Origin of the sequence: Anaerobacterium chartisolvens, assembly GCF_003337415.1 — a bacterium.
Taxonomy (GTDB): domain Bacteria; phylum Bacillota; class Clostridia; order Acetivibrionales; family DSM-27016; genus Anaerobacterium; species Anaerobacterium chartisolvens.
This window is the reverse complement of sequence record NZ_QPJT01000008.1, coordinates 53,259-70,013: the sequence shown is the minus strand read 5'-3', so window position 1 is coordinate 70,013 and position 16,755 is coordinate 53,259. Positions and strand designations below refer to the sequence as shown.

Sequence of the window (16,755 nt, the reverse complement as noted above, 5' to 3'; positions counted from 1 at the left end):
GCATAGAATCCTGCGACGCGGAGCACTCCCTGTGGTGTTCCGCCTCTGCCAACGGTGTTGCTGTTTTATTTTAAAATTAAATAAGTGTCCCCGACTGTTGTATTACAGCATTTCATTTATAATTGTCAGCCCGGAGCTGGTGCCTATTCTGGTTGCACCGCATTCAAGCATTGTCAGCGCCTGCTGCAGGTGCCTTATTCCGCCGGAGGCCTTTATGCCCATAGAGCTGCCGACGGTTTTTCTCATTAAAATAATATCCTCGGCAACTGCACCGCCGGTGCCGAAGCCGGTGGAGGTTTTTACAAAATCCGCCCCCGCTTTTTTTGCCAGAACGCACGCGATGGCCTTTTCTTCGTCGGTTAGAAAGCAGGTTTCAAGTATAACCTTTACTTTTGCACCTGACGATGCCTTGACAACCTGAGCTATATCATTTTCAACATAGCTTAAGTCTCCGTCCTTCAGCGCTCCTGTATTTATGACCATATCAAGCTCATCAGCCCCTTCGCGGACAGCATTTGAGGCCTCGAACACTTTAACGGAGGTACTGTTGGCGCCTAAGGGGAAGCCTATCACAGTGCAGGTTTTGACACCCGAGCCCTTAAGCCTTTTGCTGACGATGCCCACAAAGCACGGGTTTACGCAAACCGACGCAAACTGGTATTCAAGAGCTTCCTTGCAGAATTGGAGAACTTGCTCTTTTGAAGCGGCGGGCTTTAAAAGAGTATGATCAATCATTGATGCCATTTTCTTAGGGTCTATTGAAATCATTATAATTCCACCTTTCAGCTTTTCTATATTATGCAGTATTATTTTACCATTTTGTTTTTACGAATAACAATAAGGTTTCAAAAAAAAATTTGCCTGTACTAATTAATTAACATGTTGTTAATAATATATAAAGTTGCTTTATACATACAAATCTATTATACTGGTAATATAGGCCAAAGCCAATAACAAAAACCTTCGGAACCAACATGGATTGTGGTTGGTTATATAAATTTTAAGGATGTATGTTTATGGATGAGATTATTAAAAAGGATGAAGTTAAGATACTTGTGTCGGGAGATTCCATTTCAAAGGGCGTTGTTTACAACGAGGAAAGGGGCAAGTATATAATAATTGAGGATAGCTATGTTTCTATTGTTCAAAACAGGCTGAAGGGTATTATATACAATGTGGCGAAATTTGGCAATACAATCATCAGAGGTGTAAGCAGGCTGCAGAACGATGTTTCAAAAAACGATCCCGACATTGTTATTATCGAGTATGGAGGAAACGACTGCGATTTCAATTGGGATGAAATAGCCGACAACCCTGAGGCTGTCCATTCACCTAAGACTGATTTTTATGTCTTTAAGCAGCTTCTGACGGACACCATAAGCTCTTTAAAGGGCAGGGGAATAGTGCCCATATTATTTACGCTTCCTCCATTAGATGCCGACCGCTATTTTAAATGGGTGAGCAAAAACAGCACCGCGGCAGGCCACAGAATTTTTTCATGGCTTGGGAGCGTTACAAAGATATACTGGTGGCAGGAGCGTTATAATTCTGCAATAGTAAGCATTGCGGAGGAGACTAAGACAAGGCTGATTGACATAAGAAGCGCGTTTCTGCATTCGCCGGACTTTACCAAGTTCATATGCATAGACGGGATACATCCCAACAGGGAAGGGCACAGGCTTATTGCGGAAAAGGTGGTTGAATATATAAGGCTGAATTACAGCTCTCTTCTGAAATGTCAGGATGGGGCTGCCGACGGCGTTTGCTGATGTACTGCATATTTATTCAAATTAAAATAGGCTGCTAATTCCCTGAATACAAGGGATTTAGCAGCCTATTTGGCGTTTTGTGAAATTTTACTTACCCAACAGATTATACAGCACTTGAGCTATTTCCGCACGGGTAGTTGTGCCCGTGGGGTTTAGCTTGCCGCCGTTGCCGGAGATTGTTCCGGTTTCGACGAGCAGCATCATGGCTTCTTTTGCCCAAGAGTTAATCTGCCCTGCGTCAGAAAAGTCGGAAATCAATCTTCCCGAGTCTCCATCGGGAAGCTGGCCAATAGCCTTCAGCATGTCATACAGCAGTGTGAACATCCTCTGACGTGTAATGTGATTGCCAGGCGCATACATGTTGTTTTCTATGCCTGTGGAGATACCCAGCTTTTTCACCGCTGCGAGATAGCCGGTGTAGTATGTATTGCCCGCGTCGGAGAAGTTGTCCGTCGGGTTTTCTTCGGGAGATATGCCATATGCTCTCATTATCAGGATGATGAACTCACCGCGCGTGAGCTTTGCTTCGGGGCTGTAATTGCCGTTGCCTGTGCCCGTTGTGATTCCTCTCGCTGCGATGAAGCTCACGGCTTTGTTATACCATACGCTCGCCGCTACATCGTTGAAGCTTACCTTATTATATGCTACCGCGTAGCTGCTAAAGTGCGTGGTTCTGAAAGTAACTGTTTCCGTCGCCGCATCATAGCGTCCGTTGGGAATGGTGACGACATTGCCGCTTCCGTCGATGTACCACACTATTATGCTTTCAGGACTTACAAGCTCCTCCGCAGTGGGGGTATAAGGTATGCTTACCGTAATGGGTGCATTGGGATTGCTCCAGCGGGTCTGCTTGCCGTCGATGGAAAGTGTGAGCTGAACGAGAGGCTTTTCGCCTAGTGCAGACTTCACATTGCCCGGCAGCCCGTTCTTATCGCCATGACCGATGGATATCTCCGCTTTGCTTTCGCTCATGCCCGCTACTCCGGTCAGCATATTGGACGGGACAGCTACGCTTACCACATCGGTATTAAGAGTCAGCGAGCCTTGTTCTCGTGCCGTTGAAAGCTCTCGAACAGGTATGCCGACCTTGTAAGCATCAGCAGTGTGGATGGAAGGTATGGTGATAGCTGTTCTGCCCTTATTAAGGAGCTTAGAGCCGATGTCAACGGAAGCTGTTCTGCTGTTTGTATCGACAGTGACCTGCAAGGTGGAGTGAAAACCGCTGTCTGACGTTACTTCACATGTAACGTTGTTAACAGTTGACGATGGAGAGCCGCCGCTGCTACTTCCTTTACTGCTGCCACCACCGCCCTCTACTCCGGATGCTGCGCTTGTTATGGGAAAGACAGCCGTGATAATGCCGGAATCAGCACCGTTATTGTATTTTGTTGCGCCGGTTACAATGAAGAAGTCAGCCGTAACGCCCGTCAGGGTGTAACCGGTTTTTGGCGTTAGGGTTATGGTTGCCGTGTATTCGGTAGAAGCGGCGAAAGTGCCGGTAACTGATGGTTTCCATGTTACCGTGCCGGTGTACTGATCCGTTTCGTCAATAGCACTGACAGGAACAGCACCACGCATTGGTGCTGTAACGCCAGAGATTGCAGCTATGTCAACCGCCGCCGCGTTAATTACAAGACCATTTTCAACCGTTACACTGAATTGGGCGAAGGTTTCATCCTCACCTCTCATAATTTCAACGTTGTAGCTGCCGGGATTAACAGGAGAAATATTGCCATCACCTTGATTATATGTTACCGTAAAATCGCTTGCCGATACGCCGTCAAAGCCGCTTATGCCTGTTATGGCGAAAGCCTTAGCCGTGCCGTCGTACGTGTGGCTCTGCACCGTCTGTGCTATGGATATGACAGCTTTGTCCGTCCACTTTGCGTAAAGCGTATGGTTATCTGCCGTAGTAACGGTGTTCCCGGAGGTTATCTGTGTGCCTGTGCCGTTACTGTCCGTCCACCAGCCCGCAAAGTTGAAGCCTGTCTTAATCGGTAACGGGAGTGTTCCATAGGGGGAATGGTATGTAACTGTCTTTGAAGCGGGTTCTACTGTTACACCCTCGCCATTAAAGGCTATGGTATAGGTGCTACCTGTCCAGTTGGCTATAAACGAAAGATGACCTATCGTGCCCGGTCCAACCGTTACGGTCGTTATCGGGATATTGTATCCTTCCGATGTCCAGCCCGTGAAGTCATAACCAGTCTTAATCGGGTTATTGAGCGTAAATGTGTCCTCAATGTCATAGCTTGTCGGGTTTGCTTCCCCCACCTCGCCATCGTTCAGCGTATAGTGGATGGTGTATTCTTCCGGTTGCCATTTGGCGTAAAGGGTCGTATTCGTATCAAAAGTAAAGCTGTCGCCCGGGGTATAATTCATCCCTTCCCCATATTGCTCCGTATTCCAGCCGTTAAGATTGTAGCCTGTTCGGTACAAACTATTTCCCGGCTGTATCGTTCCAGTGGTGCCAATATGCTGTTTCTGCGAAGGGACAGTTCCACCCCCGGTGTTTGCATCGTAAGCAAGCTCAACCGGCCTCACATAGGCGCAAATATTTGTTGCGGCGGACCAGCCAACAGGAAGTGCAATGCCGTATAAGTTTTCATCGTAACTCATCGGTGCGGAAAGGATATGGCCGTCATTACAGGTTACGTACTTTTCGACAGGCCCGTTTCCATTGTAAAGGAACACTGCCGCCGTATCGAAAATTTCCAAAGTTCCGTCTGAAAAACCGCCATTTCCGCAACCGATATCATTGGCACTGTGAGAAGCATCACCATTTACGAATACCACAGCATCACCTGAAATCGAAACAGCGCCGCCGTCGATGCCACCAATGCCTGCGCCGTAGGAGCCACCCGTGGCTGTGACATTGCCGCCGCGGATGGTAATATTACCGCCGCTACTGCCGTAACCTCCTCCGCCGATACCCGCGCTGTAGGAGCCACCCGTGGCTGTGACAGTACTGCCATCGATGGTGACATTACCGCCGCTATTACCACCTCCAATGCCTGCACCGGGACCCCAGCCTTTGGCTGTGACAGTACTGCCTCTGATGGTGATATTACTACCGATATTGCTATAACCGCCGCCGCCAATGCCTGCGCCGCTGCCAGTGGCACCACCGGCCGTAGCTGTGACAGTACTGTCGATGATTGTGATATTACTGCCGCCGTTTTTGCCGCCGCCGATGCCTGCTCCGCCATGTTCACCGCCCGTGGCTGTAACATTGCTGCCGTCATCGATAGTGATCTCGCTGCCACTGCCGCCGCTACCACCGCCAATTCCCGCTGCATAGACTCCGCCAGTGGCTATGACAGTACTGCCTTTGATAATGATATTGCTGCTTCCACCGAGGTTACCGCCGCCAATTCCCGCTCCGCCGTAACCGCCTGTAGCTGTGACAGTAGTTCCTTCAATTGTGATATTGCTGCTGTAACCGCCTCCGCTGTAGCTGCCGCCAATACCTGCGCTATTTTCACCGCCTATGGCTGTCAGTGAACCGTCACCACTTATGGTAAGTGTACCAACATCTCCGCCGACTCCGTTTTTCTCTAATCCGGCAAAGTCAGTACTGCTTTTAAGAAGGTTAGTTCCTTCAAGGGTAATGCTCACATTGCCTGTGGAGTTGTCTGCTATTTTGAATCCGCAGGTATAGTCTGCTATAGGTTCAATACTAACATCGCTTAAAGTGATGTTTGCGTTAACTCCATCCGTCACCTTAATTCTATCGGTGGTTGTGCTTCCGGATATCGTCAGAGGCGTATCGGTCAATATCGTCAGCAGGCCGCTTTCGTATGTAAAATCCGTTTCAGGTTCGCCGCCCTCAACCTGAAAAGAGCCATCCGCGAAAGTGGTTACGGGATTTACAGCCGTCATTGAAAGGATAATAATAAGAGCAAGCATTACTGAGGCTGTTTTTCTTAGCATAATTCAGTCCTCCTTCATATTCAAGAATGATTATGACAGCGTATCCGATTTTAGAAAATACTGATTTTTAACTGAATTCGGAAACAAACCGCCTATTTTTAAGTATACAGAAAAAGCATAGCTTGAAGAAACAAAAGCGAGGCATTTGTCAATGACAAAAAAGAGGCATGAAACGTGCCACTTTTTTCTCGTTCTGTCGGACTATGTGATATAATATTATAAAGTATTTGAAGATTTGGAGGATATATTGACATGCATTTTTATGAAAAGCTCGACTTTCTGATGAATCTCACCAAAACATCCAACAGCGTACTGTCCCGCCATATGTCATTTGACGCTTCTTATATCAGTCGGCTGCGCAGCGGAAAGAGACTGCCTCCACGCAGTGAAGATGTTATAAAAAACATGGCGGATTATTTTGCCCGCCGCTGCGGTGATGGCTATCCCCAAAAAGCGGTGGCAGAAATAATGGAACTCAGCCCGATGCCGAAAGATACCAAGCTTCTGGCAAATGCTATTGCCTTATGGATGCTGCCTAAAGACGATAGCAGCAATCATAAGCTGGGGAAGTTTTTAAATGGGTTTTCCCAGATAAAGGACAGACCAATGCCTTCAGCGGGAATTCAGGAATACGACAAAGGTTTCCCAAATGATGAACTGGCGGTTTATTACGGTATAGAGGGGAAACGGCGGGCGGTTCTTTATTTCCTTAATGAGATAATTGCGCAGGATAAACAGCAAACACTGTTGCTTTTCAGCGACGAAGAAACATCCTGGATGACGGCAGATCCAGCTTACGAACGACAATACGCAGCCTTGATGATCAAAGCGCTCTCTCAGGGACATACTATAAAAATCATTCATACTATCAGCCGGAATTTGGACGAGATGCTCACTGCCATCAGTCAATGGATGCCGCTTTATATGGCAGGAAGCATCGAACCGTATTATTACCCCAAAAAGCGTGACGGAATCTTCAGGCGTTCTTTGTTTATAGCCCCTGACACAGCAGCGGTGGTATCTGGATCTGTGAATGAACAAACAGCTAACTCCGTAAATCTCTTGTTCCGCAACCCAACCGCTGTGGCATCTTTCCAAGAGGAATACCTGCAATATCTGTCCATGTGCCGGCCGCTTATGCGCATTTTTAATTCAAAGGATAGGGCAGCCTGCCTGGCAACCCTTGCGGAATTTGAAAAAGAAGAGAGCAACGTACTTTTAAAGACAGAATCCCTGTCTTTGCTTACGATGCCTGAAGTGCTTTTTTCGCAGATGCTATGCCGGATGGAAGAAAATAACGCTCATATTCTTGATTATCACAAGACAAGAAATGAAAAATTTCAAAGGCTGTTGCTCAGCCATAGTGTTACAGAAATTGTCGTACTTCTGCAGCCGAAGGAGGTGGTGTCCCAAAAGGTGAAGATGGCCCTTTCGGATATGTTAGGAGGCGGTGCAGTTTATTATACGCAGGACGAATACCTGCTGCATTTGCATAATGTTATTAATTTGCTGGATACATGTGAAAACTACCATGTTCACTTGGCAAAGGAGCCGACGGAGAATCGGTATTCAGTCTATGTCAGGGAGGATGTGGGAGCTATTATTGCAAAAACATCCCAGCCTCCGGTGCTGCTTTTTATGAACGAGGGAAATATGGCGGCATCTTATTGGGATTTTTTGAAAAGTATCATTAAAGAAAACGCATATGAGAATCCTCACAACACAGTTGTTGCTGCCGCTTTGCGAGCATATGCAAAAAAGCTGAGCAATGTAAAGTGAGGCGTGCCCGTAGCAGAACGTTTGCAAATGCAGCTTTTTCCAGAGCCGCCTTGCCAATAAATAGGGAGAAATTGAATTCTCCCATTAGCATTTATTGACTTTCTTTGTTCTACTTTGACAGCAGGTTATACAACACCTGCGCCATTTGAGCTCTGGTTGCCGTACTTACCGGAGTGAGCTTTCCGGCGTTTCCTCCGATGGTTCCGGTTTTAACCAGCAGACTCATAGCTTCCTGTGCCCACGATGATATCTGTCCGGCGTCGTTGAAGCTTGAAAGCGATTTCCCGGAATTACCCTGCGGAAGCTTATTGGCTTTCTTCAGAACATTATACATAAGCGTGAACATTTCCTGTCTCGTAATTTCCTTTTCCGGAGCAAACATGTTATTGCCTACACCGCCGGCGAGTCCAAGACGCTTTGCCGCCGCCAGATAACCTGTGTAATAAGTTCTGCCCGCGTCTGAAAAGTTATCCGTTGGGTTTATATCGGGAGCTATATTGTAGGCTCGCATCATAAACACAAGGAATTCGCCGCGGGTCAGCTCCGACTGAGGGTTGTAATACCCGTCTTCCGTACCGGGTATAATCCCTCTGGCCGCGATAAAGCTCACTGCTTTGCTATACCATGCATTTTCCGCTACATCTATGAAGTTTACATTATTATAGCCCACCGCATAATAGCTGAAATGGGTGGTAGTAAAGGTAACTGTACCTGTGGCTGGGTCATAATGTCCGTTGGGTACTGAAATTGCCTTACCGCTGCCGTCGATGTACCAAATGATGATGCTTTCGGGATTGGCAAGCTCTTCCGCTGTTGGAGTGTAGGGTATGCTCACTGTTATCGGCGCGTTGGGATTGTTCCATTCAATTGGCTTGCCGTCAATGGATAGCATAAGTTGGATGAGAGGCCTGTTGTCGGTGGCAGCTTTCACATCCTTCAGCAAAGCGTTCTTATCGACCTGACCGATGGATATTTTTGCAGTATTTCCGCTAATGCCCGAAACGCCTGTCAGCATATTGGACGGAACAGTGATGCTGCCCGTGTCGGTATTGAGAGCCAGCGTACCCTGAACATTAATAGTTGACAGGTGTAGAACTGGTATGCCTACGTAATAAGTATTAATGTCGGAGATTGAAGGTACCGTGATGATATTTCTGCCCTGAGGGAGCTTCTCAGAGCCTATATGTATGAAAGCGCTTCCGGTATTTTTGTCAACAGTGACGGGTAGAGTCGTTTCAGTGCCGTTCCCAGTTTTAACATCTGCCTTATAGGTTGGTGTTACAGGGGTTACCGGTGTTGACGTAGTGTTGCTTCCACCGCCATATCCTCCGCCGCTGGATGCCCATTTTGCGTATACGGTTATGTCGGAGTTGAGTGTCGTTGAAGAGGTAAACGCATTTCCTGAGCCATTTTCACCTGTGAACCAGCCTCCGAAGGTATAGCTGCTTCTTGTAGGATCGGCAGGCCAAGCCGCGCTTCCGATACTATCGCCTGCGTTAACGGTTTTAATGGTATACACCGAGCCGTTACTGCTAAAGGTGACGGTATAAGTTACCACATATGGTGCCTCAACAACCGTCACGCTTATGCTCACATCCAGCGAAACGCCGTTCGTGTTTACCACGCCATCCGGCAGCGTCACGGTTCCAGCTACGGTAAAGGTCTGCTCCGCAGTATTATCGGGGTCATAGGAACTTCCTGCCACGTCCCATGTAACATTGGCCGGGACATTTCCATCGTCGGTGACCAGTGTCAATACTGAGGGCAGCCCCAGAGCAGAAGCAGTTTTTGCGGTCCCGTTGGGCACGCCCGTTATATCTTCAGGGGAAACGACGCTTACAAGCGTCTTATCCGTGGAGGGTGCCTCCGCAACCGTCACGCTTATGCTCACATCCAGCGAAACGCCGTTCGTGTTTACCACGCCATCCGGCAGCGTCACGGCTCCGGCTACGGTAAAGGTCTGCTCCGCAGTATTATCGGGGTCATAGGAACTTCCTGCCACGTCCCATGTAACATTGGCGGGGATGTTTCCATTGTCGGTGACCAGTGTCAATGTTGAGGGCAGCCCCAGAGCAGAAGCAGTTTTTGCGGTTCCGTTGGGCACGCCGGTTATATCTGCGGGGGAAATGACGCTTACAAGCGTCTTATCCGTGGAGGGTGCCTCCGCAACCGTCACGCTTATGCTCACATCCAGCGAAACGCCGTTCGTGTTTACCACGCCATCCGGAAGCGTCACGGTTCCAGCTACGGTAAAGGTCTGCTCCGCAGTATTATCGGGATCATAGGAGCTTCCTGCCACGTCCCATATAACATTGGCCGGGACGTTTCCATCGTCAGTGACCAGTGTCAATGTTGAGGTCAGTCCCAGAGCAGAAGCAGTTTTTGCGGTTCCGTTGGGCACGCCCGTTATATCTTCGGGGGAAATGACGCTTACAAGCGTCTTATCCGTGGAGGGTGCCTCCGCAACCGTCACGTTTATGCTCACATCCAGCGAAACGCCGTTCGTGTTTACCACGCCATCCGGCAGCGTCACGGTTCCAGCTACGGTAAAGGTCTGCTCCGCAGTATTATCGGGGTCATAGGAACTTCCTGCCACGTCCCATGTAACATTGGCGGGGACGTTTCCATCGTCGGTGACCAGTGTCAATGTTGAGGGCAGCCCCAGAGCAGAAGCAGTTTTTGCGGTCCCGTTGGGCACGCCCGTTATATCTTCAGGGGAAACGACGCTTACAAGTACATCATATGGTGCCTCAACAACCGTCACTGACACCACGCCCGAGACTGCTCCGTTGCTTGCTGCCTTGAAGTAGTACGTTCCCGCTATCGCCGCAGTACTCGCTGTTACTGTTATGGTTGAGCCTCCGGATGCTATATTTGTTCCGCCGACTGTCAGTCCCGTTGGGGCTGATGCGGCATTGCCGCCGGCGTCACACCAGCTCACTGTTACCGCTGTGCCGTTCGGTATATTCTCCGTTGTTGCCGAAAAGGTGACTGACCCTGCGGTTCCTTCGGTGATGGTGACTGTCTGGCTGCCAACCGATATGGATTTGATGACAACGCTGTAGACATTTAAAGTGGTATTGTCTCCAGCCAGCACTGCCAGCTTATCTCCCGCAGCCATACTGTCTCCGTGTGATTTCCCTGCAGCTTCGTTAAATTGTGCCGCACTGGTTATGCTGACATTTGCGGCCACCACTTTCCAGACCGAACCGCTATGTTTTGTCAGGTTGCCCAGAAAGGCCGTTACCGTTGTATCTGATGTAATTACTGTTGAACCGCCGGAGATGGTATTGTTGCCATCGTTTACTGTATATTGGTTACCCTGTGAGGATACAAGGGCATTGCGATCATTGTATACTTCAAGCTCCTCTAAATACACCCAGCCGTCACTGTTGCCTCCGCTAAATTTAACACGTACAGCTTGGGTGTTCAGTGCCGGGTAATAGGTGAATGACTTTATTTCGGTTCCATTATATGTGTCCGGTGTTAGCCAACTGTCAATAGTGGTCAAATCGTGATAAACTCCATTCCCATCAAGGTACTGTAGAGTAAGAGGGCCTATGGTACGCTGTGCTTCGGTTAGAGCACTTGTGACAGGCAGTCTTAGCACGATTCTGTTGATTTCCTGTACCGCTGGCCAGCTGACTTTACACCAGTCATTATCGTAATTCCATTGTGTTCCATCATTCCAATACCAATGCCTTATCCCATCATTTATTTTTTGAATTGTAAAGAAATCATTGTGTGTTGATGAGGCGGACACCGTACCTCCATTGGCGGCGAAGGCCAGATTTCCCGGTACATAATATCCGGTGGCAGCCCGGCAGTTATTGCTGGCGGTATCGACAAAAGCCCCTTCAACCATGGTCAAAGTATAGGTTGTGCCCCGTGTCAAGCTCTCCTCTAGGGTAATGGTGACCTGCTTATTATTCACCGCCACCCGGCTGCCTGCAGCATCAATATTTAAAACACTGCCATCAGCCTGAGAGGTTATGGTAATATTTCCCGTACCCTTTTGTACCGGCTCATCAAAATTTATCAGCAGCACTGATCCGCTGGAGCCGGATGCCGGAACCGCACCGTCCAATTCCGGGGGCGCAAAATCCCGAAAATCTTCCCATTGCAATTGGGGATAACCGACGCTGTCGGCAATTTTCCAGTAGGTGTTAAAATCCCAATTGGTATAGGTGCTCTGCCGCTTCATTTCTGAAGTTGTTTTTGAAACCCCCTGCTCGGGCTCACTGCCGATAATACTGTGATCTGTAATATTATCAGCGTTATAAAAAATATTCTGGATTACTGCGTTGCTTCCCTCATTTGCGCCTATGCATCCACCGATGGTGGTAGTTCCCGTAACATTGCCGGTATTATAGCTGTATCGAACGAGTTTCTTGTTCAGTCCTATTAGACCTCCAACGTAGCTGCTCCCAGAAACATTGCCGGTATTATAGGAGTTTTCAACAATACCCCCGATGTTATGCCCCGTCAGGCCGCCCACATTGGTATCTCCCGTTATGCTGCCGGTATTATAGCAGTAATTAATTTCATATCCGTTATATCCGACCAGCCCACCGACATCGGTGGTTCCGCTGACAGCTGCGGAGCTGGAACTATACATAGTTCTGGTACTAAAGCCTGCGACTCCCCCTACATATTTGATTCCCGATACGCTGCCAGATACATGGCAGTTGGAGACACTTCCGTTGCATGAGCCAACCAGACCCCCCACATTATCATTCCCTTGTACTGTTATATTTACTAAATTTATGCCGGTGAGAACAGAGCCATAAGCAGATTCTCCGAAAAGCCCCACGCTGTTCTGCAAATTGCTGCAATTAAGATTCTCAATGGTAAAATCGTTTCCGTTATATGTTCCATAGAACATGTTGCTGACATTTCCTATCGGCACCCAGTCAATACCGCTTAGATTAATATCCTTCGTTTGAATAAAACATGCACTCATGTAATTTCTTACTGTGTTGAGCTGATAGGCACTGGATACCTGATAAGGAACGCCTGCCGTGCCTAATCCCATAAAGGGTGAACTGCTCCTTAGCAGCTCAGGATAGGAGGTGTCTTCCGTTATTTGCCACACCGTGGCGAAGTCCCATACGGCATAGCTGGCTTGCTGCTTCATCTGGGCGGTATCCAAGGGAATTCCTTTGCCGGTATCGCTTTGGCCTGAGGTTTCGCGGTCATAGTAACTACCGGTAACAGTACTGCTGTTCACCAAACCCACCAGGCCGCCTATGATTTCCGGGCCCGAGCCCGAGACCGCACCCGTACTGTAGGAATTATTCACTGTCGATTGATTAATAATTACGCCGACGAGCCCGCCTTTATATGTATTAGTGCCGGATACGGCTGCGCTGCTGAAGCTGTTTTCAACGTGGGAAGAAACCATCCCGCCGATCAATCCTCCGACGGAATGCGAAGTAGCGCTTACAGCGCCTACACTGGAGCTTCTTCTCACTATACTGCCTTCTTCGGAGCTTCCTATTAATCCGCCTATATAAGTAGTTCCTAACACCTGAGCGTCGGCATAACAGCCTTCAACTAAACCGCAATTATATCCAACTAAACCGCCTACACGGTCAGCTCCGGTAACAGTTCCGCTCGCACTGCACTTAATGACAGAGCCATAGACTTCTCCCGCTAGCCCGCCTATGCAATAATTGTACATACCACTTATAGTCATATTTACACTGTCCAGGTTAACATTAATTATTAATGAGTTAACATTAGCAACACCGAATAGTCCGACTCTACTATAATTATCAGTGATTTTTAGATTGGAAATTTTATATCCGCCCCCATCATAGGTACCGGCAAAGCGTATAACTGAGCTGCCTATCGGCGTCCAATTAGCATATCCGCTCAGGTCGATATCTGCCGTTTGCTTAAAGCAACTGCCCAGATAATTCCGAACCTGATTTAAATCCTCTGATGTAGCCACCCGGTAAGGGTCGTTTAATGTCCCGCTCCCGCCGCTGAAGGCATATGCCGATACCGGAACAGGCAGCACAAGGACGGAAGTAAGCATAATTGCCGCAACTATGAGCCACGCCATGATTTTGTCTTTTATTAAATAATTTCCCGCTGCTTTTCTCACACGAAACATTCCCTGTCACTCCTCACATTATAATAATTGCTTGAATAAGTTCTACATACTTCCCACAGCAACATCAATCAATTCAAACACAGGGATTTTTAAAACGCCGTCTCCCCATATGACTGTGTCACTGTCGGTTTTTACATCCTGAAAAATACTCTGATCCTTAAGCTCTGCAAAGCGGGCGGTTTTCAGCTTCGGCAACAGATCTACCGTAATGCTGCTTCCGGTATTTAGTTCTATCAGCAGACGATACCCTTCCAAAGGAATAACAGAACGAATGGTTCCCATGCAAACACCCTCCCTTTTTTTGGCAAAATAAAAAATTCTGCTCTATAACATCATAAAGCAGAATTTTCTTTTTCGCCCCGTTCGAAAGGATAGTTTTTTATTCCAACAGTCTCGATAGCTTACTGCGCCGGTCAATTCCCAACTTGGAAAAAACCGTGCGCAAATGGAATTTGACAGTGGCCTCCGTGATATACAGCACCGACGAAATTTCCTTGTTGCTCATGCCTTTGGCAGCAAGGGTTGCCACCTCCATTTCCCGTTCGGTCAGGCCATAGGGCAGCACGTTGCTTTCGGAGCTAAGACGGATCAGAAGCTTCCAGTTATCTCCGATAATCTGTCCGCTTTCTGCGATTTCCTCGGGCATTTTTTCGTTTTGTTCATAAAACGCTTTTTCCACCAATCCGCCTAGTACCGACTTGAATTCCATGAACGGAAGATATATGCCATCTGGTTTAGATTTATCAAGAGCCTCCTTTACATAGGAAAAGGCTTTTTCCCGATGTTCGGTTTGATAATATCCCATGGCAGCAATCAGGCACATATAGATTTCCACCATCAGATATCCTTCCTCCCGGCATTCCATAATGGCTGCTTCGGCAGTGCCTAAAAGCCGGTTATAATCCGCCTCCTGCAAAAGGATACCGATATGAAAATATCCCAAATATACCCTGACCCAGGAGGGAGCGTCCACGAACTCGCTCCTGCCTCGCCGTACCGATTGCGGAATCAGTTCGGTTAGACCCAGCCACATATAATAATCGGTCTGTAGCATTTGTGCAACAAAAGGACAAATGGCATCCTCCTTATCTACGCTTTTCTCCAATTCATTCATATATTGGGATAAATCGCTGTTGTTTCCGCGCTTCATAGCCAACTGGGCCATTAAGTTCACGGTTCCCATCCTTACCGTCCACTGCCTGCTCCCTTCAGCTATGTAAGCGGCCTTATAAGAAAGCCGTTCCGCCTTAGAAAAATTTCCTCGAAACAGAGCGGATTCAGCCTGAAACAATACATCTGCGCCGATTTTTACACCTGTGAGAACAGAAAGCCTTTGAATCACACTGGAAAGGGCTTGCATTTCCTCGTCTAATTTACCGGGTGTTCTGTGAAAGAAAATCATGAGAGGCAGTCCAAAAGCAAAGGGCTCCTCGGCAGTTAAAGTACGGCATCTGCCGCCGATCTGCTCAGCCGCTTCCCGAATAGCGGGTTCCATTTTTTGAATATCCGGAAAATGCAAAAAAGCGGAAATCAGTATCCATTCACCTAATAAAGCTTTTTGATCGTCACTTTTTTCCATTCTCCCAATATATCCTTTAATCTCCTCCAGCAACATGACTGCCTGTTCGCGGCTATTCGCGCTAATAAAGGCATAAGCGATACGCAAAAGGGCTATGGGATATTTTTGCTTAATGGCTGTGGGACAATCCCAAATAAGCCGTTCAGCCATCTGAGTAAAGGGTATGCCGCCGATTCTTGCCAGCGTCATTCCCGTAAGCGGGAGGGAAAAGATGGCTTCATAATCACATATTTTATAGAAGCATTCCAGTGCGTAAAGAATGTCACCAGTTTTGGCAAACCATGCCCCTGCCCTGCCATAGCACCTGTTTCTTGTCTGAATGTCCGCAGCCTTAAGCCTTCGCAGCAGCATCTCCCGCAAAACCGCATGGGGTACATATTGATGTTTCTCCGCCTCATACCGTACAAAGGGAGTTTCTTCCAACAACGTAAAAACCGCCTCCGGCAAGGGAACGGTTTGCAGTAAAAAACAAATATGTTCAATGCTGACGCTGGGGAACAATGAAATATGAAAAAACAAATTCTTTCCCTGAGCGCTCATGTTTTTCCATACAATGTTCTCCATAAGCTGAATAAGACTCAAGCCCGGAACTATCCCTTCATCCCGCTGCATTTGCAGTACGGTGAGGTAAACGGCTGCAATCCATCCTTCTGTGTACTCATAAATTTTTCCCGCTTCCTCCTTTGAAACAGAAATGCCGCAAAGCCGGCAATACTGCCGTATGTCCTCACTGTTCAGGCGTAAGTCTTCTGTTCGTATGTAATGAATATCTTTTTGTTCAAAGTAAGAAAGAGGAAAGGGACGCACGGTTTGAGTAATGATGACCAGATGCAGTTTCTTCCCGGCGTAGGAAAGCAATGCCGACATCACGTTCCGTGACAGCACCTTTTGTAAAAAATGAAAGTCATCCAACACCAGTACTGTTTGTGCATCACAGCTAAGACTGCCGATCAGCTTCCCGATTTCCCAGGCGGACATGGGTTTAGGAAATCCTAAGGAGAGCAGCTCTTTTCCCACCATAGGATCAATGCTCATAAACTCTTTGCAAAGCGCCGTCCAATAAGCTGTCGGAGCGTCCTCCTCAGCATTCCACCAGTGAACGGGAACGCCTTTCGGCAGCGTATTTTTAAGATAATCCTGTACCGCTGTGGTCTTTCCGTAGCCTGAAGGTGCTTCTATCACTGTTACCGGCACATATAAAATTCCTCCCAGTTTTTTGAGCAGTCGGGGGGAATAATAATGTGTGTTAGGTTGAAAGATTCTGCTCTCGGTCATCCTATCACCTCACATATTTTGCTGATCCATGAATTTTAGCTTGGGCACAAAGTATTTGCATCCGCCTTGCGGTAATACTCCATTTCTCTTTGAATTTAAGTATATCATAAATGCTGCACAAGCAAAAGGACTTGAACCCTTGTTGTTCAAGTCCTTTTGCTTAAATTTTCATTTGGAGCCGCTGGGGGAAATCCAACCCCAGACCTATGGCTGTTCGTAAGATAATCCTACTCTTCGATATAATTAGGGACGCTCCTGCTCATTGAAGCTGCTTCAATAAGCAGGAGCGTCCCCATAAT

The 16,755-nt window shown here is 47.7% G+C and carries 7 protein-coding genes; 2 read left to right on the top strand and 5 right to left on the bottom strand.

All coding sequences use genetic code 11. The features are described 5' to 3' along the window. Positions 1-102 precede the first annotated feature (102 nt). A complete protein-coding gene (deoC, locus tag DFR58_RS08495; RefSeq protein ID WP_207659171.1) occupies positions 103-768 on the bottom strand; it encodes a deoxyribose-phosphate aldolase in 666 nt (221 codons plus the stop codon). 248 nt (positions 769-1,016) lie between these two features. Here deoC and DFR58_RS08490 point away from each other — a divergent pair, with 248 nt between their 5' ends. Continuing rightward, the gene (locus DFR58_RS08490; RefSeq protein ID WP_114297398.1) at positions 1,017-1,769 is read left to right on the top strand and encodes an SGNH/GDSL hydrolase family protein; all 753 of its coding nucleotides are present in this window, start codon (positions 1,017-1,019) and stop codon (positions 1,767-1,769) included. An 87-nt stretch (positions 1,770-1,856) separates the two neighbouring features. Here DFR58_RS08490 and DFR58_RS08485 read toward each other — a convergent pair whose 3' ends face one another. Continuing rightward, complete coding sequence (locus DFR58_RS08485; protein WP_114297397.1) at positions 1,857-5,702, bottom strand: S-layer homology domain-containing protein; 3,846 nt, start codon at positions 5,700-5,702, stop codon at positions 1,857-1,859. A 252-nt stretch (positions 5,703-5,954) separates the two neighbouring features. Between DFR58_RS08485 and DFR58_RS08480 the strand changes: the two genes are divergently transcribed. Next, entirely contained in the window at positions 5,955-7,481 is a 1,527-nt protein-coding gene (locus DFR58_RS08480; protein ID WP_114297396.1) for a transcriptional regulator, read from the top strand. Positions 7,482-7,590: 109 nt separating this feature from the next. Here the strand turns inward: DFR58_RS08480 and DFR58_RS08475 are convergent, their stop codons facing one another. From DFR58_RS08475 to DFR58_RS08465, 3 genes are all read right to left on the bottom strand, one after another. Further along, on the bottom strand, positions 7,591-13,602 hold the full coding sequence (locus tag DFR58_RS08475) for an S-layer homology domain-containing protein (protein ID WP_114297395.1): 6,012 nt from the start codon (positions 13,600-13,602) through the stop codon (positions 7,591-7,593). A gap of 42 nt (positions 13,603-13,644) precedes the next feature. Continuing rightward, the gene (locus DFR58_RS08470) at positions 13,645-13,884 is read right to left on the bottom strand and encodes a DUF2442 domain-containing protein (RefSeq protein ID WP_114297394.1); all 240 of its coding nucleotides are present in this window, start codon (positions 13,882-13,884) and stop codon (positions 13,645-13,647) included. Positions 13,885-13,981: 97 nt separating this feature from the next. Continuing rightward, positions 13,982-16,375, bottom strand: coding sequence for a LuxR C-terminal-related transcriptional regulator (locus tag DFR58_RS08465; RefSeq protein WP_170138088.1), 2,394 nt, complete (start codon positions 16,373-16,375; stop codon positions 13,982-13,984). Positions 16,376-16,755 lie beyond the last annotated feature (380 nt).